Annotated in this window: 24 protein-coding genes; 15 read left to right on the top strand and 9 right to left on the bottom strand. The window is 63.5% G+C overall.

The annotated features are described in order from the left end of the window. On the top strand, window positions 1-324 hold a 324-nt coding region (locus tag CH293_RS07040), incomplete at its 5' end, for a dTDP-4-dehydrorhamnose 3,5-epimerase family protein (RefSeq protein ID WP_141217147.1). Between the two features lie 77 nt (window positions 325-401). Here CH293_RS07040 and CH293_RS07035 read toward each other — a convergent pair. After that, window positions 402-2,552, bottom strand: a complete 2,151-nt coding sequence (locus CH293_RS07035; RefSeq protein WP_094719776.1) for an acyltransferase family protein — start codon at window positions 2,550-2,552, stop codon at window positions 402-404. A 312-nt stretch (window positions 2,553-2,864) separates the two neighbouring features. Here CH293_RS07035 and gmd point away from each other — a divergent pair, with 312 nt between their 5' ends. From gmd to CH293_RS06990, 9 genes are all read left to right on the top strand, one after another. Continuing rightward, window positions 2,865-3,887: a GDP-mannose 4,6-dehydratase gene (gmd, locus tag CH293_RS07030; RefSeq protein ID WP_176459934.1), complete on the top strand. Its 1,023-nt coding sequence runs from the start codon at window positions 2,865-2,867 to the stop codon at window positions 3,885-3,887. Next, a complete protein-coding gene (locus CH293_RS07025; protein ID WP_094719774.1) occupies window positions 3,884-4,861 on the top strand; it encodes a GDP-L-fucose synthase in 978 nt (325 codons plus the stop codon). The genes gmd and CH293_RS07025 overlap by 4 nt, the downstream gene beginning before the upstream one ends. Next, window positions 4,861-5,442 carry a DapH/DapD/GlmU-related protein gene (locus tag CH293_RS07020; protein WP_255122734.1) on the top strand — a complete coding sequence of 194 codons (582 nt, stop codon included), beginning with the start codon at window positions 4,861-4,863 and terminating at the stop codon, window positions 5,440-5,442. The genes CH293_RS07025 and CH293_RS07020 overlap by 1 nt, the downstream gene beginning before the upstream one ends. Window positions 5,443-5,890: 448 nt before the next feature. Next, window positions 5,891-7,087, top strand: coding sequence for a hypothetical protein (locus tag CH293_RS07015; protein WP_255122733.1), 1,197 nt, complete (start codon window positions 5,891-5,893; stop codon window positions 7,085-7,087). Then, window positions 7,084-8,028 carry a glycosyltransferase family 2 protein gene (locus CH293_RS07010; protein WP_094719771.1) on the top strand — a complete coding sequence of 315 codons (945 nt, stop codon included), beginning with the start codon at window positions 7,084-7,086 and terminating at the stop codon, window positions 8,026-8,028. Before CH293_RS07015 ends, CH293_RS07010 begins: the two co-directional genes overlap by 4 nt. Beyond that, window positions 8,018-8,809 (top strand): glycosyltransferase, encoded by a 792-nt coding sequence (locus CH293_RS07005; RefSeq protein ID WP_094719770.1) that lies wholly within the window; start codon window positions 8,018-8,020, stop codon window positions 8,807-8,809. The genes CH293_RS07010 and CH293_RS07005 overlap by 11 nt, the downstream gene beginning before the upstream one ends. Further along, window positions 8,806-10,200: a lipopolysaccharide biosynthesis protein gene (locus tag CH293_RS07000; protein WP_037107139.1), complete on the top strand. Its 1,395-nt coding sequence runs from the start codon at window positions 8,806-8,808 to the stop codon at window positions 10,198-10,200. The genes CH293_RS07005 and CH293_RS07000 overlap by 4 nt, the downstream gene beginning before the upstream one ends. Then, entirely contained in the window at window positions 10,197-10,715 is a 519-nt protein-coding gene (locus tag CH293_RS06995; RefSeq protein ID WP_094719769.1) for a DapH/DapD/GlmU-related protein, read from the top strand. The genes CH293_RS07000 and CH293_RS06995 overlap by 4 nt, the downstream gene beginning before the upstream one ends. Further along, window positions 10,715-11,980: a glycosyltransferase family 4 protein gene (locus CH293_RS06990; RefSeq protein ID WP_094719768.1), complete on the top strand. Its 1,266-nt coding sequence runs from the start codon at window positions 10,715-10,717 to the stop codon at window positions 11,978-11,980. Before CH293_RS06995 ends, CH293_RS06990 begins: the two co-directional genes overlap by 1 nt. Here CH293_RS06990 and CH293_RS06985 read toward each other — a convergent pair. Beyond that, window positions 11,932-13,002: a cellulase family glycosylhydrolase gene (locus CH293_RS06985; RefSeq protein ID WP_255122732.1), complete on the bottom strand. Its 1,071-nt coding sequence runs from the start codon at window positions 13,000-13,002 to the stop codon at window positions 11,932-11,934. The two genes, CH293_RS06990 and CH293_RS06985, sit on opposite strands and share 49 nt — an antisense overlap. A 54-nt stretch (window positions 13,003-13,056) precedes the next feature. On the opposite strand from CH293_RS06985, the gene CH293_RS06980 reads away from it, so the two are divergent. From CH293_RS06980 to CH293_RS06965, 4 genes are read left to right on the top strand one after another with little or no spacing between them, the layout of a single operon-like run. After that, complete coding sequence (locus CH293_RS06980) at window positions 13,057-13,647, top strand: serine acetyltransferase (protein WP_255122731.1); 591 nt, start codon at window positions 13,057-13,059, stop codon at window positions 13,645-13,647. A gap of 3 nt (window positions 13,648-13,650) precedes the next feature. Further along, window positions 13,651-14,193, top strand: a complete 543-nt coding sequence (locus CH293_RS06975; protein WP_037107150.1) for an acetyltransferase — start codon at window positions 13,651-13,653, stop codon at window positions 14,191-14,193. After that, complete coding sequence (locus tag CH293_RS06970) at window positions 14,193-15,284, top strand: glycosyltransferase (protein ID WP_094719765.1); 1,092 nt, start codon at window positions 14,193-14,195, stop codon at window positions 15,282-15,284. The genes CH293_RS06975 and CH293_RS06970 overlap by 1 nt, the downstream gene beginning before the upstream one ends. Next, window positions 15,277-15,999, top strand: a complete 723-nt coding sequence (locus CH293_RS06965) for an SGNH/GDSL hydrolase family protein (RefSeq protein WP_094719764.1) — start codon at window positions 15,277-15,279, stop codon at window positions 15,997-15,999. The genes CH293_RS06970 and CH293_RS06965 overlap by 8 nt, the downstream gene beginning before the upstream one ends. A 145-nt stretch (window positions 16,000-16,144) precedes the next feature. Here CH293_RS06965 and CH293_RS06960 read toward each other — a convergent pair whose 3' ends face one another. The 3 genes from CH293_RS06960 to CH293_RS06950 all read right to left on the bottom strand — a co-directional run bounded on the left by CH293_RS06960 (window position 16,145) and on the right by CH293_RS06950 (window position 20,675). Further along, window positions 16,145-16,531, bottom strand: coding sequence for a hypothetical protein (locus CH293_RS06960; protein WP_255122729.1), 387 nt, complete (start codon window positions 16,529-16,531; stop codon window positions 16,145-16,147). Between the two features lie 251 nt (window positions 16,532-16,782). Further along, complete coding sequence (locus CH293_RS06955) at window positions 16,783-17,538, bottom strand: polyprenol monophosphomannose synthase (RefSeq protein WP_094719763.1); 756 nt, start codon at window positions 17,536-17,538, stop codon at window positions 16,783-16,785. After that, window positions 17,535-20,675, bottom strand: coding sequence for a glycosyltransferase family 2 protein (locus CH293_RS06950; RefSeq protein ID WP_094719762.1), 3,141 nt, complete (start codon window positions 20,673-20,675; stop codon window positions 17,535-17,537). The genes CH293_RS06955 and CH293_RS06950 overlap by 4 nt, the downstream gene beginning before the upstream one ends. A 153-nt stretch (window positions 20,676-20,828) precedes the next feature. On the opposite strand from CH293_RS06950, the gene CH293_RS06945 reads away from it, so the two are divergent. Continuing rightward, window positions 20,829-21,773, top strand: coding sequence for a glycoside hydrolase family 26 protein (locus CH293_RS06945; protein WP_094719761.1), 945 nt, complete (start codon window positions 20,829-20,831; stop codon window positions 21,771-21,773). A gap of 6 nt (window positions 21,774-21,779) precedes the next feature. Here CH293_RS06945 and CH293_RS06940 read toward each other — a convergent pair whose 3' ends face one another. From CH293_RS06940 to CH293_RS06925, 4 genes are read right to left on the bottom strand one after another with little or no spacing between them, the layout of a single operon-like run. Then, window positions 21,780-22,463 (bottom strand): cation transporter, encoded by a 684-nt coding sequence (locus CH293_RS06940; RefSeq protein WP_094719760.1) that lies wholly within the window; start codon window positions 22,461-22,463, stop codon window positions 21,780-21,782. Next, window positions 22,463-22,792: a helix-turn-helix transcriptional regulator gene (locus CH293_RS06935; RefSeq protein ID WP_094719759.1), complete on the bottom strand. Its 330-nt coding sequence runs from the start codon at window positions 22,790-22,792 to the stop codon at window positions 22,463-22,465. Before CH293_RS06935 ends, CH293_RS06940 begins: the two co-directional genes overlap by 1 nt. 43 nt (window positions 22,793-22,835) lie before the next feature. Further along, window positions 22,836-23,201, bottom strand: coding sequence for a hypothetical protein (locus tag CH293_RS06930; RefSeq protein WP_094719758.1), 366 nt, complete (start codon window positions 23,199-23,201; stop codon window positions 22,836-22,838). Between the two features lie 52 nt (window positions 23,202-23,253). Next, window positions 23,254-23,817 carry a hypothetical protein gene (locus tag CH293_RS06925; RefSeq protein ID WP_094719757.1) on the bottom strand — a complete coding sequence of 188 codons (564 nt, stop codon included), beginning with the start codon at window positions 23,815-23,817 and terminating at the stop codon, window positions 23,254-23,256. Window positions 23,818-23,824 lie beyond the last annotated feature (7 nt).

The raw sequence follows: 23,824 nt of genomic DNA, 5'->3' as shown, positions 1-23,824 counted from the left end.
CGGGTGGGTTCGCCGACCTTCGGGCAGTGGGACAGCGTGCTCATCGACGACGTCGACCGCCGCGCAGTGTTCCTGCCGGCAGGTCTCGGGCACGCCATCCTGTCCCTCGAAGACGGCTCGACCGTGATGTACCTGTGCTCGATCGAGTACACCCCGTCGTTGGACCGCGATCTGAACCCACTCGATCCGGACCTGGGTATCGACTGGCAAACCCACGCCCGCGACGGATCGGTACTCGAGTACCAACTCTCCGACAAAGACCGCGCCGCACCCTCCCTCGCCCGAGCCATCGCCGACGGCTACCTCCCCACCTACCAAGGCTGAGCGCAGACAATTCGTCTGGGCGGGTAGTGTGCCGAGGAATCTCGACGGTCAGGGTCCGAGTTGGGTTGGGGCAAGCCTCACACCACCCCGGACGACCGGAGCAGCTCCTCGAACGCCGGGGAGATCTTCTGGCCGTATTCGATTGTCATGTGGGCAGAGTCGGACTTCATCGGCGTTGTCCCGACGAAGGACGGGCAGTAGTCGTCGGGAGTGCAGAACAGGCTCCGAGTGTCGACGTGCGCACCGCCGACCCGTGCCGCGAGATTGATCTCCGCACGGTTCCGCGCACGCCAGGTGTCGGTGACGCTGCTGATGCAGTCCGCGGGCACGCTGGTTCGTGTGTAGCAGTCGCTCGCCTTCTTGTCGTTCGGGGGCGCCGACAAGAACACGATCTTCCCGACGCTCGACTCGAACCGATCCGTCAATCGCTGCATCCCCGGCACCCACAGTTCGGGTGACACGTCGGTGTGGAGATTGGTGATGACCACGACGTCGGGGCGCTCCTCGTTGACGACTTGAATCGCCGCTTCTTTTCGTCCAGGGCACGCCTCGGACGTCGCGGTGTCGACCGTCGTGATGTCCATGTCCACGAAGGCGCACCCGAACATCGCCTCCGACCGAACCTTCCACTTGCCGTTACTGGCCTCGGCGAAGTTTCTGATGGGCTGCACGTAGCTCATCGCCATCGAGTCCCCGAGCACCATGATCGTCCTGCGGGCATCGGGTGCACCCCACGTGCACGTCGACGGAACCGGCGTTGCGGCAAGTCCGCACTCCACGATGTCCGTCGGCGCCTGCGCACCATCGATCGCATCGTCCATCGACGGCACCAGATCAGGCCATTCGGAAGCATCCACCGCAGCATCGATCTCGGCTGCGAGGGCGGCTTGCGCCGGGCCGAGGGGCAGCGACTCCAAGGACTCCACCGGCTTTTCGGCAACGACCGCTCGGGAGGGCGGAGCCGTCGGGGGCTCGATCGGTTGCAGAGCGAACGCCCCGAACGCGGCCGTCATCAGAACAACGGAACCGACCGCGGCGTAGCGCGATGACACCGGCATGGGCCGGCGTCCCAGGCGGTTCTTCTTCTTGCGCCGTGCCGCGGCACGCACAGCGCCGGGTTCGAGAAAGGTCGAGTGCCGAATCGGATTCTCGACGAAATGATAGGAGAAGATCGACAGCCCGAAGGTCAACGCGAGCACCGTGACGTAGTAGTAGAAGGACGGGTCCATCAAGGCACCGAGGAAGATGATCAGCGGCCAGTGCCACAGATACAGGGAGTACGACAGGTCGCCGACGTAGACGCCTGCCTTCGTTGTCAGTACCGACGAACGCGGAACACTGTCGCCGATCCCCGCCGCAATGACGAGTGCCGTACCGAGGACCGGGATCGCAGCCAGCGGGGCCGGGAACGCGCCGGACTCCGAGATGACGAATACCCCGGCGGCGATGACGGCAATCCCTCCCCATGTGAGGTAGGCGCTGACAGCGCGCGGAATTCTGGCGAGCAACCCGCTGCCGATCGCCAGCAAGGCTCCGACACCCAGTTCCCACACACGAGTGAACGTGGAGAAGTAGGCCCACGTCTGGTTGGTCGCGGTGTCGTGAACGGCCCACCCGAAGGAGACCACGACGACGGTGCCCATGACCGCAACGGTGATTGCCCGCTTCGCGGTACCAGACAACGACCTGCGTGCGACCATCACGCCGATCAGCAACATGAGTGCCGGCCAGACGAAGTAGAACTGCTCTTCGATCGACAGTGACCAGTAGTGCTGCAGCGGGGAGATAGACGTATCGGCGTTGAAATAGTCGGTGCCCTCGATCGCGAAGCGCCAATTGGACGCGAAGAAGAACGCCCAGATCCCGTCGATGCCGATGGATTTCGCGCGCGCCTGGGAGAAGACCAGCAGACCTACGATGCAACAGAATACGATCACGACTGTCGCTATCGGCACGATCCTCCGGATGCGACGACGGTAGAACCCCGCGAACGAGATACTGCCGGTGCGGTCGAATTCCCGCAGCAGCAGGCCTGTGATGAGAAATCCGGAAATGACAAAGAAAACGTCGACTCCGATGAAACCGCCTGAGGGCCAGCCGAATAGGTGATCAGCAATGACGATTAGAACCGCGATTGCCCGCAACGTCTGGATATCGTGGCGCTTGGGCGACGCGGTAGATCGTCGCTTGCTGCGACGTCGGGTCTGCGATCCGTGCGCTATGGACATCGAGGACCCCTATTAGAATCCAGTGGTACCGGCGGTGAGAGAAAAGCGTAACCCGAGGTCTCTATTCACGCCGTCCGTGCGAAACATTCCCGATGACCGTTATGGCTCGGTAGTCCGACTGGGGTGACAGCGTAGTTGTCGTTCAACCCGATCCGGAGAACATATTCGTCGGGAAGAAGCCGGAAGATCGATTGGTGTCTGAGCTGAACTGATTGCGGCGCAGGTAATGTCGGATTTCAGTGAACAGTGCGCCAAGTCGAATTCGTTTGTACTCTTGGCGGACTGTCCACCCACGCTTTGAATGGAGCAGTGGTGAAAAAGGCTTTGATTACGGGGATCACCGGTCAAGACGGTTCGTATCTGGCGGAGCTCTTACTTGCGAAGGGTTACGAAGTACATGGACTCATAAGGCGGGCGTCGACATTCAACACAGCGCGTGTCGAACATCTGTATGTCGATCCACACGAGACCGGTGCCAAGCTGTTCCTTCACTACGGCGATCTCAGTGACGGTGCCCGTTTGGTGACGCTCATGGCCGACATCAGGCCTGACGAGGTGTACAACCTCGCCGCGCAGTCGCACGTCCGAGTGAGTTTCGACGAGCCCGAGCACACCGGGGACACCACCGGAATCGGTTCGATTCGCCTGCTCGAGGCAGTGCGGTTGACAGGCGTGCAGTGTCGGTTCTACCAGGCGTCGAGCTCCGAGATGTTTGGTGCCAGCCCACCTCCCCAGAACGAAGAGACTCCCTTCTATCCGCGTTCGCCGTACGGCGCGGCAAAAGTGTATTCGTACTGGGTCACCCGCAACTACCGCGAGGCGTACGGCATGTTCGCCGTCAACGGTGTGCTGTTCAACCATGAATCACCCAGACGTGGGGAAACTTTCGTGACCCGCAAGATCACACGCGCAGTGGCTCGTATCAAAGCCGGCGTCGAAGACTGCCTGTACATGGGTAATCTCGACGCGATCCGTGACTGGGGCTACGCGCCCGAATACGTAGAGGGCATGTGGCGCATGCTGCAAGCCGAGACACCTCAGGACTACGTGCTCGCCACCGGTGGAAACTACACCGTCCGCGATTTCCTCACTGTCGCCTTCGAACATGCCGGGCTGGACTGGCAGGAACACGTCCGGTTCGACGACCGCTACCTCCGGCCGACCGAGGTGGACGCCCTTGTCGGCGACGCCAGCAAAGCCGAGAACGACCTCGGGTGGAAGGCATCGGTACACACGCCGGAGCTCGCGCGCATCATGGTCGACGCAGACATCGAGGCCATGAACTGCGAGGGAAGACCGTGGATCGACACTCCCGTGCTGAAGGACTGGGCATGACCACCGTCGATATCGGCACCTGGAACACTCCGCTCGACCGGGATGCTCCCTTCTACGTCGCCGGCCATCACGGACTGGTGGGCTCGGCCATCTGGAGGCATCTGCAGGAGCGAGGTTTCACCGATCTCATCGGTCGAACCTCATCGGAGTTGGACCTTCGCCACAGGGACGCGGTGTTCGAGTTCTTCGAACGGACCACTCCGTCGACTGTGGTGCTGGCGGCGGCCAAGGTCGGGGGAATTCTCGCCAACAGCACCTACCCCGTCGATTTCATCTCGTCGAACCTGCAGGTGCAGGTCAACGTACTCGACGCAGCGCTCGAGCATCGCGTCGAACGGGTTCTGTTTCTCGGTTCGTCGTGCATCTATCCCAAGCTGGCACCGCAGCCGATCCGGGAGGACTATCTCCTGACCGGACTCCTCGAACCGACGAACGACGCATACGCGATCGCCAAGATCGCCGGCATCCTCCAGATTCAGTCGGTACGAAAGCAATACGGATTACCCTGGATCTCGGCGATGCCGACGAACCTGTACGGACCGGGCGACAACTTTTCGCCCAAAGGTGCGCATGTTCTCCCGGCCCTTATCCGCCGATACGAGCAAGCGAGAACAAACGGCGACGAGGTCGTTACGAACTGGGGGACCGGATCGCCGATGCGTGAGTTCCTCCACGTCGACGACATGGCTTCGGCCTGCCTGCACCTACTCGACCACTACGACGGTCCACAGCAAGTGAACGTCGGAACCGGAGAGGATCAGACCATCAGGGAGATCGCGGAGATGGTCGCCGAGGAGATCGGATATGAAGGCCGAATCGAATGGGATGCAAGCAAGCCCGACGGCACGCCTCGGAAGCTTCTCGACGTGTCCACCCTGAAGGCGTCGGGATGGAAGCCGTCGATTCCGCTGCGAGAGGGCATCGCGTCGACCATCGAGTGGTACCGCGCCAACATCGACCGCGTGCGTGAGTGATGGGGATTCGAGCTGTTCTGGCGGAGGATCTCGCCCAGGTGGTCCGAGATATCGTGCTCAACAAGTTCATCTCGAGCAGTGCGGTTCCGCGGCGCCTGCGTACGGTACTGCTGCTGCGCCTGACCGCGCACGACATCCATCCGACGGCCCGATTCAACCCGCACACGTTTCTGGGGTCCTGGTCGGGCCTCACCATGGGCGAGAACACCTTTCTGAACTACAAATGCTTCCTCGATCTCGGTGCTCCGATCACCCTCGGCGACAATTCCGGTCTGGGGTACGAGTCGATGCTGATCACGTGCAGTCACGACGTGGGACCGGAGTGGCGACGGTTCGGGAAGCCGGTCAACATGCCGATCGTCATCGGTGAGGGCGTCTGGATCGGATCACGCGTCATGGTGCTTCCCGGCGTCACGATCGGCGACGGATGCGTGGTGGTGTCGGGCAGTGTGGTGACCTCCGACTGCGAGCCGAACAGTGTGTACGCCGGTGTTCCGGCGAAATTCAAGCGTCGATTGACCACCTCGGACGATATGCACGACGTAGCGATTCAAGTCGGCGAACCTGATTCGTCGGCCTGATCGGACGCAGTGTCGGGTTATCGGCTTCCATCTCGACTGCAGAGAGGATAGTGAATATCGAATACGTTGCGGCGCCTGATGAATCGGACATTGCATAATCGGCGGCTTCGGCTATGTGCTGCGCGGCAACGGATCCGAGGATAGGCTCGCACGGAAAGCAAGTGGCGGGCGTGCGTTTCGCGGTGTCGATTGGGGTGGGCATTTGAGCGTCACGTATCGCGTGAATGTCGACGACCTTTCCGGGCCGGATTCGGGGAAATCCAGCTCCAAGAAAATCGACGTGACACTACGTCGGGGGGATGGGCAAAACAGATGGCAGCAATCGGGGCGCCAGGCACGGGTAACGCCGTCGCGCGTAAGGCCGACTCCGTCGCCGGACCGCGCTCGGCTGAGGTTGCCCGAGCGTGCGTGCCTGTTCGCGCTCGGCGCGACCTCAGCGTTGCCGTTGATGAACTTCACCATCACCGGTTTCTCCTTCGTTTGTGTGGCAATTGCCCTTGCGTACTTCCTTCCGTCGGATCGTCGGCGCACCCTGTTGCCTATAGCGCTCGCCGTCGTCGGTACTGCTGCCTACCTGGCGTCCGCCTGGATGAACGGGACGGACCCGTTGTCGCCCAACGTTTTTGCGTACGCATCGTTCGCGTTGTACTTCTGCGGAATTTCGGTGTTGGCCAGGGATATCCAACGAATCGCGACCGTCATGCTCGGCATCGCGTGCGGTTCGACGGTGTTCTTCGTTCTGATAGGTACTTTTCTCACGGCGACGGGCTCGATCACGGACCTGTGGAAGTACGGCGTCGCACCGGCGGCGACGGTGTTCGTGTTGTATCTCGGAGCAGCGCGCGGCGCGCGATGGCCCACGGTAGCGGTGCTGCTCATCGGCCTTGCCGGCGTGAGTCTGATTCTGAACTACCGATCGCACGCCCTGGTGTGCGGCGGAGTCGCCCTGCTGTTGGCCCTCTCGAAATACAAGGGTGGCACTCTACCCCTGGTCGTGCGACTCGCGACCGTGGTGGCGTTCGGTGCGCTGTTCTCGTGGCTGCTCGAGTTGGCGGCGCGCGACGGGCTCCTGGGGCAGTCGCTGCGCGAGAAGGTGCTGATGCAGTCCGACGGCTCCCTCCCCATGCTGCTGGCCGGTCGAACCGAACCACCGCTCTCGCTGACCGCCATATTTCAGCGGCCGCTGCTCGGGTGGGGCAACGCCGACAACATTTCTCGCGAGGCCTACGTGCACGCTCAGCACACGGCCATGCAGATCGGATTCGATCGGTCGTTCCCGTTCGAGTACGCCTGGAAGTTGCCCAACGGGTCGTTGTCCTTGCATTCGATTCTGCTGGGCTCGTGGGCAGAGGCGGGAGTGCTCGCGGCTTTAGTGCCGTTGTGGCTGCTGTGGGCCTGCTACCGCCTCATCTTCGTATCGGGGGCGGCGGGTGTCTGGACACCGCTGCTGATGTACCTCGGCATGCAGGCCACGTGGGACATCCTGTTCTCCCCGTGGTCGTACAACCTGCCCGCCGTGTTCGCCGTCATCGCGTGCAGTTATGTGGCGTTGCAGACACCGGGGCGACACCGAAGTGGTGCGGCCATCGACTACCGCCTGTTCCGCTCCGTTCGCAACCGGACCCCGACTCGGAGGGCGTCATGAAACCGCACCGAACAGGACCGACGGTCAGCGTGGTCATTCCCACGATCGGTCGTGCAAGCCTCTACGAGGCGGTCGAGTCCGCCCTCAACCAATCGGCCCCCGTCCACGAGGTGGTGATCGCTGCCGACACCGTGGCGACGCTGAATCTGCCCGAGGACAGCCGAATTCGCGTCGTGCGCACCGGCCCGGCGTCGGGCAGCGCCAACGCACGCCAATGTGGAGTGGCGGAGTCGACGGGCGAAGTGATCGCACTACTCGACGACGACGACCTGTGGCACCCGTTCAAGCTCGAACGTCAGCTCGACGAGATCGCCGACCTGGGTGACGCCTTATGGGTGGTGACGTGCCGGTGCGCGGTCCGCGCCCGCGGCCGCAAGGAACGAATCTGGCCACGCAACACCATCGGCGAGCACCAGTCGGTAGCCGAGTATCTCTTCCGACTGGACGGGTTCACGATGGGCGGCGGAATGATGCAGAGCAGCACCCTCTGCTTTCCGCGGTCCCTGGCGGCGACGGTACCGCTCAACTTCGCTCCCGACTCGATTCACGACGAGCCGGGTTGGCTGATGTCCCTACAGGACCAGGTTCCGGACTTGACGTTCCGGCACGTCCCGGAATGCTTCTCGATCTACAACATCAGCGACGACTCGGTCTCCAACCGCAACGACGACATGTCCGAGGACTACATCGCGTGGGGTCGCCAGAATCTGACACGAACGAGTGCGCGAGTACGAGGCGACTACTACCTGTTCAGCGCGGTCACTGCGGCGGCGTCCGCCCGATCGCTGCGAAGCATTCGAAGAGCGGTCCGGATAGGTTTCACCGAAGGCCGGCCTGGTGCCGGTGCAATCTTCTACGCCGCTGCGCAGTTCGGCAGAACCGCAGTGCAGCACGCGATGACGAGTCTCTCTCTCGGGGCGGAGGTCTCGCGTGCGAGCTGACCCAAGCTTGAGCGTCGTCACGATCAGCTTTTGCGACCTGGACGGATTGCGGCGCACCACCGAGAGCGTTGCGAGGCAGAGTTATCCCGCGATCGAACACATCGTCATCGACGGTGGTTCCGGGCCCGAGGTGACCGACTACCTGACCCGCACCGCGCCGTCGTACTGGGAATCGAAGCCCGACGCAGGCCGCTACGACGCGATGAACAAAGGGATCTCGCACGCAACCGGAGACGTGGTGTGGCTGATGCATTCCGGTGACTGCTTCGCCGGTCCTGACGCAGCCGCGGCCGGTATCGCGGCCCTCGGTGCTCGGCCGCGCACTCGCTGGGGGTACGGAAAGGCGCGGATCGTCGGCGATCCGGCCCGGGAGGGCCTGATCTGGGGGTACAGCCCGTTCGACCTCCGTGGGTTCGCGCTGGGAATCCGGCCGATTCCGCATCAGGCGACGCTGTTCGGTGCGGACCTCCTGGACCGACTGGGCCCGTACGACACCGAATTCGGCCTCGCCGCCGATCACCTGTACATGCTCGGGGCCGCCACCGTCGAGCCCCCCGTCGTCATCGACGAAATTCTGTGCGACTTCGACGCCGGGGGTGCCGGCAGCACCCGATCGCAGCGCGACCACTACGACGACATCCGACGCGCCTGGGACCGAGCGAATTACTACCCCTTCGGCAGAAAAGACGCTGCAACGGCCTACTCGCGATTGGTCCAGCTGACCGCCCGAGCCAAGCAAGTTGTCCGAAGCAGGCGCATCAGGGCGGGGGAACCGGCATGACCGGACGTCACCGCAAACCCGAGGACGAGCCAGAACAGCGCACCGGACTCGACGCGACCGAACGCAGAGCCGTCGTACTCAGCACGCTCTTCCGAATCCTCGGCACCCCTGTCGTCGCTGTAGCCGGACTGGTCAGCGCCGGGCTCGTGATCCGGGCGACCGGACCGTCGACGTACGGGCTGGTCGCTCTCGTCGCCACTGTGGGGCTGCTGCTGCCGTTCGCGGACCTCGGGATCGGCGCCGTCGTGACCAGTGCGGCATCGAGATCCCGCAATCCGGCCGAGGACCCGTACGCCCTTGCCGTCATCCGGCGTTCGTACCGCGTGCTCGCCCGAGTGTCGGTGGCGGTGGCCGTCGCGGCCGCCACGATCATGGCTGTCGACGGTTGGGGGACGTTGCTCGGCATCACCACGGGACCCGACGACCGTCTCGTCGTGACGCTCGCAGTCGTTCTGTTCGGTCTGACCATCCCCGCGGGCCTCGGACTACGGATTTTGATCGGTGTCGACCGGGCTCAACTGGTCGTGGTCGTCATGGTCAGCAACTCACTCTTCGCGCTTGCGGTCACCGCAGGAATGTACGCGGGTGGTGTCCGCGGAATCTGGTACGTCCTGCCTCCGCTGGCCGGTGCGTTACTGGGCAATCTGGTGGGCACCGTCGTCGCGCTGAGAGTCTCGGGCCTGGGCACCACGGTGTTCGAGCGTAGCTCCCGGGCAGTCTCGACAAAGGGACTGCTGGAGGGCTCGCTGTGGCTGTTCATCGTCAGTGTCGGCATCCCGTTCGGGCTGCAGGTGCAGCGAATTGTGCTCTCGCACCTGTCCACCCCACTCGAACTGAGCCGGTACGCACTCATGGCGCAGCTGTACGGGCTGTGCTGGTCGGTGTTCTCGATGGCGGCACTCGCCTTCTGGCCGATCTTCGTCAAACGGCGAGGAGCAGCCGACGAGACCGTGCGGCTCTGGCTCGGCGCCACCATGGGCTTCGGACTGCTCGCGGCACTGGCATCGATTCCCCTTGTCGCGATCAGCCCGTGGCTGGCCGACGTGCTCTCCGACGGAAGCATCGACGTCAGTGCGACCTTGGCCGCGGCATTCGCGGTTCTGCTCATCGTGCAGTGCTTCCACCTTCCATCGGGGATGCTGCTGACCAAGCCGTCGGAGGCCAAGTGGCAGGCCGGATGCCTCGCGGCGATGGCGGCAGTGACGACACTGCTCGCGATCGCCATCGCTCCGACCTACGGCGCCCCCGGCGTCGTATTGGTCACCGCAGCGGCAGTCATCGTGTGCCAGTTCATCCCGGATATCGCGTGGATTCCCCGACTGGTGAGTCGGCGTCGACCCGAACCCGACAATCAGCAGGTGTCGGTCGCTGTCGGGGCGGGTGTCGCATGATCGATCCGTCGAAATTCCTGCCGCTGTTCCGAATACTCAACCGGGTCGATCAGAACGCGTACATGAACGTCGCGCTGACACTGCTGAGACGGTCCGGGGTAGAGGTACTGGGACGACCACTGTGGATCTCGTCGTCGGTGTTCCTCGACAACTCCGGTCCCGGTTCCATCAGCTTCGGCGACCGGTGCGTGGTGTCCGACGCCGTCAAGATCCTCACCCATGACTTCTCGCTCGACCGCATCGCCGAGGCACGAGGCGATCTGCCGCCGGACGAGGAACTGTACCGACGAGCACCGGTGAAGATCGGGGCACGGGCGTTCGTCGGACTCGGAACGGTGCTGATGCCCGGCGTCACCGTGGGTGACGACGCCATCATCGGCGCCGGTTCCGTCGTGACGACGTCGGTGGGTGCCGGGGACGTGGTCGCGGGGAACCCTGCTCGCAGGATCTGTAGCACCGACGAGCTGTGGGACAAGAGGAGATCGGAATTCGACGTTCGGAAACGGAGAAGCTGATGCGCGTCACCCTGATCGGTCTCAACTACAAGCCCGAAGTCACCGGCATCGCGCCCTACACCGCGGATGCCGCCGAAGGTCTCACCGAACGCGGTTACGAGGTGCACGTCGTCACCGGATTTCCGCACTACCCGCAATGGATCGCCGACCCCCGCTACGCAGGATCCACCATCTCCGAAGTGGTCGACGGTGTACCCGTCGTGCGGCACCGGCACTACGTTCCGGACAGCATGACCGTCACCCAGCGCACGCACCTCGAGATGTCGTTCGGTGGCAGAGTGGTTCGGAGCCACTTACCGTCGGCCGACGTGGTGGTGTGCGTATCGCCTGCACTGGTGTCGACAGGTTTGATCTTTGCGCGGCTCAAGGCGCAGCTGATTCGTCCAGCGCTCGGCGTGTGGGTTCAGGACCTCTACAGTCGCGGCGTCATCGAGACCGGGACGCTGCACGGCCCGAGCGCGACGGCGACCTCCAACCTGGAGTCCGGGATCCTTCGGGCCGCCGACGGGATTGCCGTGATCCATAAGCGCTTTTCGAACCATGCGATCGACCATCTCGGTGTCGCCGAGCACAAGGTCAGCGTCATCCCCAACTGGACGCACATGCCGGCAGCGCCGCCGATGGATCGCGATCACGCCCGCGATCTGCTGGGATGGTCTCGCACCGACGTGATCGCGTTGCACGCCGGCAACATGGGTTTGAAGCAAGGACTGGAGAACGTCGTCGACGCGGCCCGTGAATCGGACCGACTGGGCGGGCCGGTGAAGTTCGTGTTGATGGGCGACGGCAATCAGCGCGAACATCTCGAGGATCGCGGCAAGGACGTCCGATCGTTGACGTTCGTTCGGTCGTTGCCGGAGAAAGAGTTTCGCGCGGCCCTCGCCGCTGCGGACGTGCTGCTGGTCAACGAATTACCCGAAGTTGCTGAGATGTCGGTGCCGAGCAAGCTCACGTCGTACTTCGGCAGCGGATCCCCGGTGCTTGCCGCCACCGCGGCGGGCAGCGTCACCGATCAGGAGATTCGGGCGGCAGGTGCGGGAATACGAATCGACCCGGCGCAACCTGCAGCATTGGTTCGGGCCGTGGCCGAGCTGGCTGCACATCCCGAATACGCTGACAGTCTGGCGCAATCGGGGCTCGAGTACGTACGGCGCTCGATGTCCCGGGAGGTCGCCATCGACAGGCTGGAGACATGGTTGCAGCAACTGTCACGCGCTCATCGCAACAGATTTCGAACCGCGTCGAACGCAGGCTTGGGGGTGTAGTCGCTGCGGAGTAGCCCGTAGTTGTACTCGGGGCTGGGATCTGCGGTTGCAGAATCACGCAGATCGAAGACGAAAACAGGCCCTGCGTAGTCGAGTTGGTGCAACGTCGTGATTCCGTCGACCAGGATCTCGGCCTGGCGCGCCTCGTCGACGCCCGGATAGGTGGGAACGGTGGGGGAGCCGAATTCCGTGAACCAGATCTGTTTTGCTCTGTCGCCATTGCGGATCATGACGTCGCGAACACGGGCGATCTCGTAGGCCGAGTCCCACTCCGATGCAGGCTCGCTGAGCAGAGCGGGAGTGCTGTACGGGTGCATCGACACAGCGTCGAACGAGCTAGCGCCCGCACACCGATACAGCGCCTCGACGAACGTGGCTGGGGCAAGGCTGTTCGCGGAATCGACGGCGGGGGAGGTCGATCCGGTGACGATCACTGCGTCGGGAGCGGCCGCGCGAATGGCGCGTGAAGTGGCAGACAGAAGCGCGCAGTACCGTTCCGGGTGGGCGCTCGGGCCGAAGCTTGCGGCTACGTTGGGCTCGTTCCATACCTCCCACGCGGTGATCCGGTCGCGGTACCTGTCCGCAGCCGCGCCGGCGAATGAGGCGAACAGTTCGGCGTCGGCCGGTGCCGGGTGGGCCGTGAGTGCATACTCCGGCGGCACCGCCCAGGTGGGAGACCACGTCACAACACCGAGAATGGGTAGACCGGCCGAGAGTGCCGCATCGACCTCCGAATCCATGGCCCTCCAGTCGAGCTCGCCTCGTTCCGACTCGATTTCGGACCATTCGAGCACCAGACGCACGCCGCCGAAGCCTGCCTGTGCGGCAGACTGCAGATCACGCTCTGTATCGGTGCCCGGCATGTCCACACTTGCGACGTTGGTGGCCACACCCACCGAATTCCAGATCGAAACAGGATCCGGCGCGGTTATCGGACTCGGTTCGGGCACTTGGCTTGTCGAGCACGCCGCAAGCAACACCACTGCCGTCGACGTGGCCGCTACCGTATGTCCGAATCTCACGAAAACAAGTATGCCGGGTGGACACAAGCCTTGTGTGACCATAGATTTGGAGCCATGGTCTACAGTGCGCGGAAGTCTCCCTTGATTCTTCTTGCTCGACTGTGGGCAAGGCCGCTGTGGTGGGCCGTTTCGGTGAGCGGGCAGTCCGAAGTAGTGCGTACCGACGTCGATCGGTGGATCGACTGTATCGGCAACGACGCACTCGTACCGCTCGACGAGTATTCGCGCTTTGCCTATCTTGCCGGAGCGCTGAAGGAATTTCGCAACGTGCTGCACTATCGCCTGCGCGAGAGTCCGTTACCTCTCCGGCTTGTACTGCGCGTCGCGTATCGGCCGGATCCGACGATCGTCCTCGACTCCGAGTCGATCGGGCCAGGATTCTTTCTGCACCATGGAACCGGAACGATCCTGTGCGCCACCTCTGTGGGACGCAACTTCTGGCTGAATCAGCACGTCTCCATCGGATGGTCTGCGAAGGGGCAGCCCACCATCGGCGACGACGTCACGGTTGCAGCCGGCGCAGTGATTGCAGGGCCGATCACGATCGGAGATGGTTCGACGATCGGTGCGAATGCGGTGGTGGTCAGGGATGTAGCCCCGGGCAGTGTGATGGTCGCCCCGATGGCCCAGCCGCTGGAGAAGTAGGGCATGCCTCGATCGCTGGCCGGATTCACCGGTGCAGGCTACGACAAGGGCAGGCCGCTGTTGGTTCAGGCTCTGTGGTTGACGGTGTCCACCGTATTTCTCGGACGGTGGTGGTGCCCCAATTCGGTGCGGGTCGCCACGCTTCGGGCGTTCGGGGCACAGATCGGACCCGGTGTCCTCGTCCGCCACGGAGTACGGATCCATTGGCCGTGGAAGCTCAGCATCGGCGCCGACTCCTGGGTGGGTGAGGACGTCTGGATTCTCAACCTCGAACCCGTGACCATCGGTGCGAACACCTGCATCTCTCAAGGAGTCTTGCTGTGCACTGGTAGTCACGATCGCCGCTCGCCCACATTCGAATTCGACAACGCACCCATCATCGTTGGAAGCAGCGTGTGGATCGCTGCACGAGCAACGGTGCTGCGCGGGGTCACCATCGGAGACGATGCGACGGTCGGGGCCACCGCGCTCGTCACGCGTGATGTCCTGCCAGGCGCAGTTGTTCTCGCACCGCCGTCCGCGGACATGACCTCGCCGACGAACTGATGCGCATTCTTCACGTCGTCACCCTCATCTCGGAAGACGGCGCCTACGGCGGCCCCGCGAGGGTGGCGTCGAATCAGGCGGACGCGCTGGCCGTCGACGGGCACGATGTGACGATCGTGGCGGCGGGGTCCGCGCAGCACCCGAGAGCGTCCGATGTGACTGTGCACCTGTTCGGACCGCGAAAACTGTTGCCGCGAATCGGCTTTGCCGGGTTGTCGTCACCAGGTCTGTTGCGGTGGATCATTCGCGAGGGCAGAGGGTTCGACGTGGTGCACGTGCACCTCGCTCGTGATCTGGTGACGCTTCCCGCGGCAATCCTGTTCCGTGCCCTGGGGGTCCGCGTTGTGGTGCAGACCCACGGCATGATCGATGCGAGCGACAACGTCCTCGCCAAGCCACTCGACGCGCTCCTTACCAGGCGGGTGCTGCGATCGGCATCTGCGTTGTTCTACCTCACCCCGCGCGAGCGATCCGACCTCATCGACGTCGCCGGTCCTGGTCTTGCTCTCGTGGCGCTGACCAATGGGGTCCCGGAGCTACCGGAACGGGTCGGCTGCGGCAGCGTCGAAGTGCTCTTTCTCGCCCGACTGCATTCACGTAAGCGACCCGAACTCTTTGCGCGGATGGCGGAGATGCTGGCACCCGAGTTCCCGACGGCGGCATTCACGCTTGTCGGGCCGGACGAAGGCGAAGGTGCGCAGATCGCGCGCGCTCAGCACGTTCGCTGGGAGGGTGCGATCGCGCCGTCGGAGACCGCAGCACGTATGCGTCGAGCATCGGTGTACGTGTTGCCGTCTGTCGACGAGCCGTATCCCATGTCGGTGCTCGAGGCCATGGCCGTCGGGTTACCCGTCGTCGTCACCGACAGCTGCGGACTCGCACCGGAAGTCACGAGCATCGGGTGTGGAATGGTCGTGCCCGGTGACGATGTGGATGCGCTCGTCGGGGCGGTTCGGAAACTGCTGAGCAGCAGTGCACTTCGCGACGAGATGGGGACGAAAGGACGCGCCGAGGTGCGTCGACGATTCGGAACCGCAGCGGTCGCGCGCACTCTCGAACAGCATTACGAGGGGGAACACATTCATGTCTGATCGGATCTCGAGCAAGGGCGTCCTGGTTGTGGCCGCGGTAGTGGTCATTGTGGTCGGTGCGATCATCGCAGGTCTGTACTACGACTCGACCCGACAGGACGAGGCCGGTCACGAGGCGCAGCCCGCCTACACGCCGCCTGCCAGCGCAGGTGGCCCCTCGGCCGTGTTCATCGGCGACTCGTACACCTCCGGTGCCGGAGCGAGTGAACTCACCGAACGATGGACATCGCTGCTGGCATCCGCCAACTTCTGGAACGAAACCAACTTGGGCATCGGGTCCACCGGATACGTCACCGCCGGAACAGATTGCGGCGCAACGCGCTGCGAGAACTTCGGTACCGTCGCCACCGAAGCCGTCCAGCTCGACCCACGCATCGTCGTGGTGTCGGGAGGGAACAACGACTTCGAGGCCTTCGTCAACGATCCGACTCCCGTCGTCGACGCGATCTACAGAACCTTCGGCACGCTGCGAGCAGGGCTACCCGACGCTCGGATCATCGCCGTCGGTCCCTCCAGCGCAGGTGAAGTTCCGCCGTTCGTCACCGCATTCGACAATGTCGTCCGCGACGCCGCCACCGCGGTGGGCGGCCAGTTCATCTCCCTCGTCGATCCCATCGACGTCATCACCGAGGACATGCTCTCCCCGGACGGCCTCCACGTCGACGACGAAGGACACGCAGCAATTGCCCGGCATGTATCGGAGGCGTTGAAGTAGTGCGCTGACATGTACCTGGGCATCGGCCTGGTTGTACACGCGGACGGCTCGCTGAGATTCATCGGTTCCCTTCAGAAGAAGGCTGAGCCACGCACACGCCCGGCCACTGATAGCGGGTCTCTCATCCGATTCACGCGGCCGAGTCTCAATCGGTGCCGAGGTACCCGATGCGAATGGAGTTGCCGTTTCGGTCCTTCCACACAGCAACGTCGCGATCGAGTGCAGGGTTCATGAACCCGCCTGTATTGCCCCACGGCCACGCTGTACCCGCCTCGGCTATCGCATTCTGGGTCAGATCTGCCATCGACCACAGTGCAGCGTCTTCTTCAGCGTCGATCTGGGCACCCATGCCGTTGCCGTGTAGGCCGTTGGCACGCTGATCAATGATGGTGACTGCGCTCTTCAGCCACACCGCTCCGCCATGGGGGTCGTACTCGGCTACCCAATCGATGTGTTCGATGTCGCCGCCGTACTGACGCACACGGAGGTCGTGGCTCAGTCGATCGAGCGCGCGCAGCCATGGGTCAGGCAAGTCTGCGTACGTTATCTGGGCTCCGCCAGATGGGGTCCAGGTCGCCGTCAAAACTTGCTCCAGATCCGGGAAGAAGCGGTTCACAGACTGATTGTCTCAGCTGGCACGCACGTCACGTCGTCGTCGGACCGGGCCTACAGAGCGGCCAGCGGACATGCGCCTATACAGGCCGGGATGGTTTACGCCGGCATTTGCCGGATCGTTCGGAGGAACACAGCGATGCGCTGTGTAGGCCATGGACCGTTAGGAGTTCACACCGATATGGGCGAGGTCTCCGAACGTTTACCTCTGTCCGAGACACCCCAGACAGTTGTCCGCCAGAGTGCTTCGAGGATGACTGCACGGCTCATCTTGCTCGTGCCGAGTTCTCGTTCGCGGAAGGTGATGGGCACCTCGGTGATACCCAGGCCCGCCCGATGCACGAGAAGCGCCATCTCCACCTGGAAGCTGTATCCCTTCGACATCACCGAATCCAGATCCATCGACGTCAGGGCGTCGGCGGTGAAGACCCGGTAGCCCGCGGTCGCGTCGCGAACTCGCAGAGGCGTCAGCAGACGCACATAGCTGTTCCCGGCCCGAGAGAGGACCTTCCGGGTCCACGGCCAGCCCTCGGTACGCCCGCCGGCGACGTACCGAGAGCCGATGACCAGGCCGACGCCCGGCTCGCCCGATGCCTGGACCATCGCCGGCAGATGCGCGGGCGCATGGCTGCCGTCGGCGTCCATCTCCACCAGACGAGTGAACCCCCGTTCGAGTCCGATGCGGAACGCATCGAGATACGCCGTCGCGAGGCCCGATTTCGCGGGCCTGTGCAGCACCGAGATGCACGGGTGTTCCGCGGCCAACGCGTCGGCGATATCTCCTGTTCCGTCCGGGCTCGAATCGTCGATCACCAGAATCGACGCACCGGGCACCGCACTCAGCGTCCGATGGACCAGCGATTCGATGTTGCTGGACTCGTTGTAGGTGGGCACGCACACGAGCACGCCGGCGAAATCGTGCGTCACCGCTCCAACACCTTCGGGGTCCAGACGAGGTAGTAACCGGCGAACTCGTCGTATCGGGTGAAGGGGACTCGATTGGACAGACGGTACGGAGTCTCCGTCGTCGTGAGATATTCGTTGATCTGCTTGCCGTTCTCTGTATTGAGGTTCAGGTAGATCGTGCCGAAGTGGGACTGGTCGATCGCCTCGCGGTATGCAGGCATCCCGGTCTTGTTGCCGTACCCGAGCGCAAAGGTGTCCGTCCACAGAATCGGCTCCACCTCACCGCGCAGGGCGTAACGCTGAGCCGAAGGTTCCTCACCCAGAATCGCTTTCCCCGGAGACGCGGCGATCTCGTCGCGCAGTGCCGCGACCATGGCGGTGTCGTCGACCCACGTCGTCAAGAACTGCTGAGACTGAGTGAACCCGAGTGCCGACTGCATCACCAGAACTGCACCGGCCACCGGTATGCCGACCCACTTGGCTCGAATGATCAACCACGCCAACAGGGCACCCGCCAGAGGCGCCGCGAAGACGAGACCGAAGGCGACGTGCTTGGACAGCGACGTCTCCTCACCGATACGAATCTGCTGGGCCGGCCCGATGACCGAGAAGGCCAGCATGACGAGCCCGATCGGCCACCGCCGGTACTGCGTCGCAGCGCCCACCAGCGCCAGGACGAGGATCGCGCCGACCCACGTCGCGACGTTCGTCGACAGCAGTGATGCCGACGCGGGGGAGATGGGCGTCCGGTTGGTCGTCGTCGACATGATTCCCGGAATGAGATCCTGGGCCCAGAAGATCAAGATGAAAAAGGCCGTCGCCGTGCCCGACGCGAGCACGAGCAGCGCCTGCCGCGCCGCACCCCAGCGGATGCTCGGCCACGCCAGAATCATGCCGATTACCGCGACGCCGGGCGCATAGACCGCCGTCGCATACTTCGTCAGGAACGCGAGAGCGAGGACAGCGCCGATGACCGGGGCCCACAGCAGTGAATTCTGTTGCGCGCTCCGAACAGTGAGCCACAGTGCGACGGCAACGAGGCTCATGGCCATCGCGTCGAATGTCGCCATGTGGGACAGGAAGATCACCGATCCCGACAAGGTGAATGCAGCCGCACCCAGCAATCCGGCCAACTTGCCGAACAAGCGATTACCGATTCCGTAGACGGCGACGATGGCAACCCAGGTGAAGAACAAGCTCACCATCCGCGCTGCTTCCAGGCCGCCGACCGTATCGGCGAGCGCACCCAACACCGGGAACAACCCTGGCGCGCCCGACAGATAGCCGCCGGGGTACTCGGTGACGGTCGCACCGTCGGTGACGTGCTCGAGCATGCGATGACCGATGAACAAATACAGTCCCTCGTCCTGGAACGCGGTGCTGTTGGAACCGGGCCGCAACGACAGAACCGCCGAGACAACCCCCATGACGAGCAGCCACGGCCAGGCAGCAGAGGCGTTCCACTCGATGCGGATCCTGCGGCGGCGCTCCGGCAACCTCTCCGACGAGGGTGGCTGGGTGAAAGTCATGACCTCCGAGCGAAAGAGCCTGCGGCGAAGGGTCATAGGATCCAGCAGAGCCGGGAACTGGGTCCGCCAGAACATCAAGGGATACACGACGATCAGGTTGAAGACAGCGAAGCCGATCATCGGGGCATAGTTGGACCAGCCGTATTCCGGCGCCCTCCAGAAGATGCCCGCCCACATCAGAACCTGGACCAGGACCAACCAGGTCGTCATGACGCGTTTGACGCGCCTCGCGGTGGTCGAGCGGGTCTTGATTCCGGTGGCCTGCCAGGCGTCGGTGCGTCCGCGCATGACGTCGACTACCGCCAGGGAGTGGATGTAGGAGTAGAAAGCCTGAACGCGATCGAGTCCGAGGGTGCTCTCGCGGCCCATGGTGATGACCGGTACCAGCGCGAAGCGCACCACCATGGCCAGGAACACGAACAGGTAGTTGTTGATCGACACGTCGTCGGGCGCGAGGAACGCCATCAGAATCGGCGGCAGCGCAATGACATACACGTTCACCGCAGTGTCGATGTAGTACAGGAACCCGGACCAGAAGCACAGACGCTGACGAAGCGTGAACGGCATCTTGTGGAAAGCGCGTGACTTCAGCAGGCTCATGGATCCGTTGGCCCAGCGGTACTGCTGGTTCGCGAACTGATCCAGAGTCTCCGGGCACAAGCCCTTGGACACCACGACCGGGACGTACCGCGTCCGGAAACCGACGCGCATGAGGTCGACGCCCGTGTAGACATCCTCGCTGTGCTCGATGGCCGAGAACCCACCGCCCAGCTCCAGGGCACTTCGGCGGTAGACGGCGCAGGTGCCGACGCAGATGGACGCGTCGCTCTTGTCCCGTGCAGCCTGGATCCAGCGGTAGAACAGGACCTGCGTCGCGCCCGCGGCGTACTCCATCCAGTTCATGCGGTGTGTGGTGTCGAAGAACTGCGGACTTTGCACGATCGCCACGTCGTCCTCGGTGGTGTACGGCATGAGCTCGTGCAGGTAGTCCGGCCGAGGCACGAAATCCGCGTCGAAAATGGTGATGAACTCGCCATGGGACTCGTCGAAACCGAATCGGAGATTGCCTGCCTTCTTGAGAAATCCGCGGTCGGGACGCACGCGATACTCGTAGCCGAAGGTCTCCGCCAGCTCGCGGACACTGCTCCGATCCGAGTCGTCCAGCACGTACACGGTGATCTCGCCATACCAATCCAACCGGCTGACATGCCAGAACGTGTTGTGCAGCACCGCAATATCTTCGCCTGCACTGGGGAGGAACACGTCGACACTCGGATAGTGAATCGGCTGGTAGGAACGCACCCGAGCGATGTGGCCGGCCAGGGTGTCTCGACGCGGTTGCACGGACGTGAGAAGAGAGACAACCATCGCCGTCGTCGTGATGGCGAGGGGTATCAGCAGGGGAATGGCCCACATCTGGCCCTGGACGAGATACAGCAAGCTGACCGTCGTGAGAAAACCGCCGAAGGTGGAAGCCAAAGGAATCCAACGATTTTCGCTCTGAAGGTAGGAGTCGCGTTCGACGTCCGTCGGCGGCGAGGGCAAGCTGGGATCGGTAGGAGGGGCAACGAGCGCTGGGTCGACGGACCGGGATGCAAGCGCAATCCGGTCCTCGTATGTAGATGTCATGAAGGCCAATCGACTGTTGTAGTTTCGATCGCAGAGGGAAGAAAGATGGTCGACGCTGACCGAAGTGACACCCGACTAACTGAAACCTACCTCGAGTTTGGTTTGTCCGCCTTTTGAAACCTGTCCGCCGTTTGACCGACACATTGGATTCTTATGACCCGCTTCACACTCCTGTTCCTGGCTGTGGCCACGACAGTGGTGCTCGCGTCGGCCGGATGCGCGGCCACCGCGGAGACTCCAGCGAGAACGTTCGGCCTGTCGTCGCAAGGTGAGAACTCAGGTGTCGACACGGCCTTTGCGACCGGCGACGATTTGAACCGGGCCCCCGAGGTGATCAACTACTTCGAGGCGTGGGCCTGGGAGCGTCCGCTCGCGCTCGACACCCTGTACGACATTCACGATCGAGGTGCCATCCCCGCCGTCACGTGGGAGCCGTGGCATCCCGACGAAGGTGAGTATCAGGAACGATTCCGGCCCGCACGGATCGCTGCCGGAGACTTCGACGAGTACATCATCGGGTGGGCGAGAAGCGCGGCCGAGTTCGACCAACCGATGCAGGTGAGGTTCGGGCACGAAATGAACGGCGACTGGTACCCGTGGTCGGTGGACGGCTCACGCTCGACCCCCGAGGACTACGTCGCCGCCTACCGCCGGGTGCACGACATATTTCTGCAGGCAGGGGCCAGCAAAGTGCAATGGGTGTGGTCCTACGACGCCAGCAGCGACCGCCCGGGTGGACTGGACATCGCCGCGCAGTCCTACCCCGGTGACCTCTACGTCGACCTCGTGGGAATCGACGGATACAACGGCGGGGGCGAAGGCACGTACTGGCAGACCCCGGAAGACCTCTTCGCCGACGCCATCGCGACCGCGAACTCTGTGGCACCCTCGAAGCCCGTGTGGATCTACGAAACCGGCAGCGGAGATGCCCTGGGAGACAAAGCGCAATGGATCACCGACCTCTTCGCCTACCTCGGCACTACCCGCGTCTCCGGGTTGCTGTGGTTCGACTTCGACAAAGCAGGCGAAGCCAACTGGTTGCTCGAAAGTCCCCAATCCGCGCTGGAATCCGCGCGAGCAGCGCTGAGGGAATGGTGATGCGGGTCAGTCGCAGCAGTCGCAGTGATCGGCTCCGGCCGATGCCGTCGCAGACATCGGCGTCGCGCAGCAGGTATCGCCCTTCCACGCGTTCAGACCTTCCTTGACGGCCAGGCCGGCGATCACCAGTGCCGCGATCGGATCTGCCCAGGACCACCCGAAAAGGCTGTTCAGTAGTAGGCCGACCAGCAGGACTGCCGACAGGTACGTGCACAACAATGTTTGTTTGGAGTCCGCTACCGCGCTCGCCGAACCCAGCTCACGACCTGCGCGGCGCTGAGCCCAGGACAACGCGGGCATGATGGCCAAACTCACTGCCGCAAGAGCAATTCCGATCGACGAGTGTTCAGCATCGGCGGCCCCGAAGAGTGTCCTCACGGCATCCACCGTGACGTACACGGCGAGGCCGAAGAACGAGAACGCGATGATGCGGAGCGCGACCTTCTCCCTCGACTCCGGATCCGCGGCCGAGAATTGCCACGCAACCGCGGCCGCGGACGAGACCTCGATGATCGAGTCCAAACCGAACCCGATCAATGCCGTCGAGGACACCCGTGCGCCCTCGGAAATGGCGATGATCGCCTCGACGATGTTGTACGCAATCGTCGCCGCCACGAACCACCGAATTCGCCTGGACAGCACCGCCCGTCGTCGCGCGTTCGGGGTGGGAAGTCCGATGTCGGTGGCCATCAGCAGCAGTCCTCGGTGGTCGACGCCGGGCAACACGTGGGATCCACGGCGAGAACGACCTGCAGCAGATCGTCCAGAGCCCGCCCGATGTTGGCGTCGGCGAGCTCGTACCGCGTTCTCCGGCCATCCGGCACCGCGACGACCAGGCCGCAGCCACGCAAGCACGCGAGGTGATTCGACATCTTCTGACGGGTCACACCCAGCTCGGCCGCGAGCTCGGCGGGGTAGGCCGGCGCTTTTTTCAGTGCCAGCAGTACCCGAGTGCGGGTCTCATCCGACAGGGCATGGCCGAATCGCGACAGCACGGATACACGAGTCAGGACGTCCATTCCGGTGACTGTACATCAGAATCTGTATTCAGGAAACGATGAACTATCGGTGTGTATCCACCAAGTCCACTGCTTCTTTCAGACCGAGGCCGGGGTGACGTTCACGCAGCAGCTTGACGGCCTTCACGCGTGACGGAGCTTCGGAGATCGCATCCGTCACGTCGTCGACCGGGATGGTGGTCGGGTCGACTCTTGGGGTGCTGGGCTGGTGGGTTCGCCGACGAATCAGCTGCGTCACCTGGACGACGACGAGCAGCGCCCACACCAGCACGAGGAAGATCTTCCACGGCGACCGCTCGTCGAGCGCGCTGTCGATCACGCCGGGGCCGATCACGGCCAGCAGCACCACCATCAGAACTGGGCCCCACGTGTCGGCGAATGTGTTGTCGAACCATCTCCGCGTTCCCATGGGACCCAGCTTCACACGAGTGGCGCCGTCGATGCACGCGCCGAACCGCTGATCAGGCGAAGGGGCAGTTCACGGTGTACTCCCAGATGGTGTCCGCCGGCCCCGTCACCTTCACCAGAACGGACGTGTCGCCACCGGGCGGAAGAGCGACGACGGCGGAACCGGTGCCCTCGTTGATGTTGTCACCGACAGGACCGATGCTCTGAACCAGACCACCCTGGTAGAACACCTCGATGACGTCGGGAACGCTCTCGGTCTCGTAGTTGATGACGAACGACGCCGGGCCGGGCCGTCCCAGATCGTGATTGGTCTGGGTCACGCCGGGACCGCCGGAGACCGTGCCCTGGTTGCACGGCTGGCGCGGAGCGAACGAGCCGGTCCCTGGAAGGCTGTTGAGGATCGAGCTGCCGCCGTTGACGATGCCGGTGACTCCGTCGACGATGTCCCCGTTCAGAACGCTGCTACCACTGTCCAGAATTGCGCTACCGCCGCTGATGGCTCCGTCGGCGCTCCCGACCGACGGCTGCGCGGACACAGCGCCAGGCGCGAGGAGAAGAGCGGCACCGAGTGTCGCCGACACAGCGATGGAACTTCGGATCAGTCTATGGCTCAACATGTTTGCT

It is taken from the genome of Rhodococcus sp. 14-2470-1b, from assembly GCF_002259415.1.
In the GTDB taxonomy this organism is placed as follows: Bacteria; Actinomycetota; Actinomycetes; order Mycobacteriales; family Mycobacteriaceae; genus Rhodococcoides.
The sequence above is the reverse complement of the archived record's forward strand: the minus strand, read 5'-3'. Positions and strand labels throughout refer to the sequence as shown.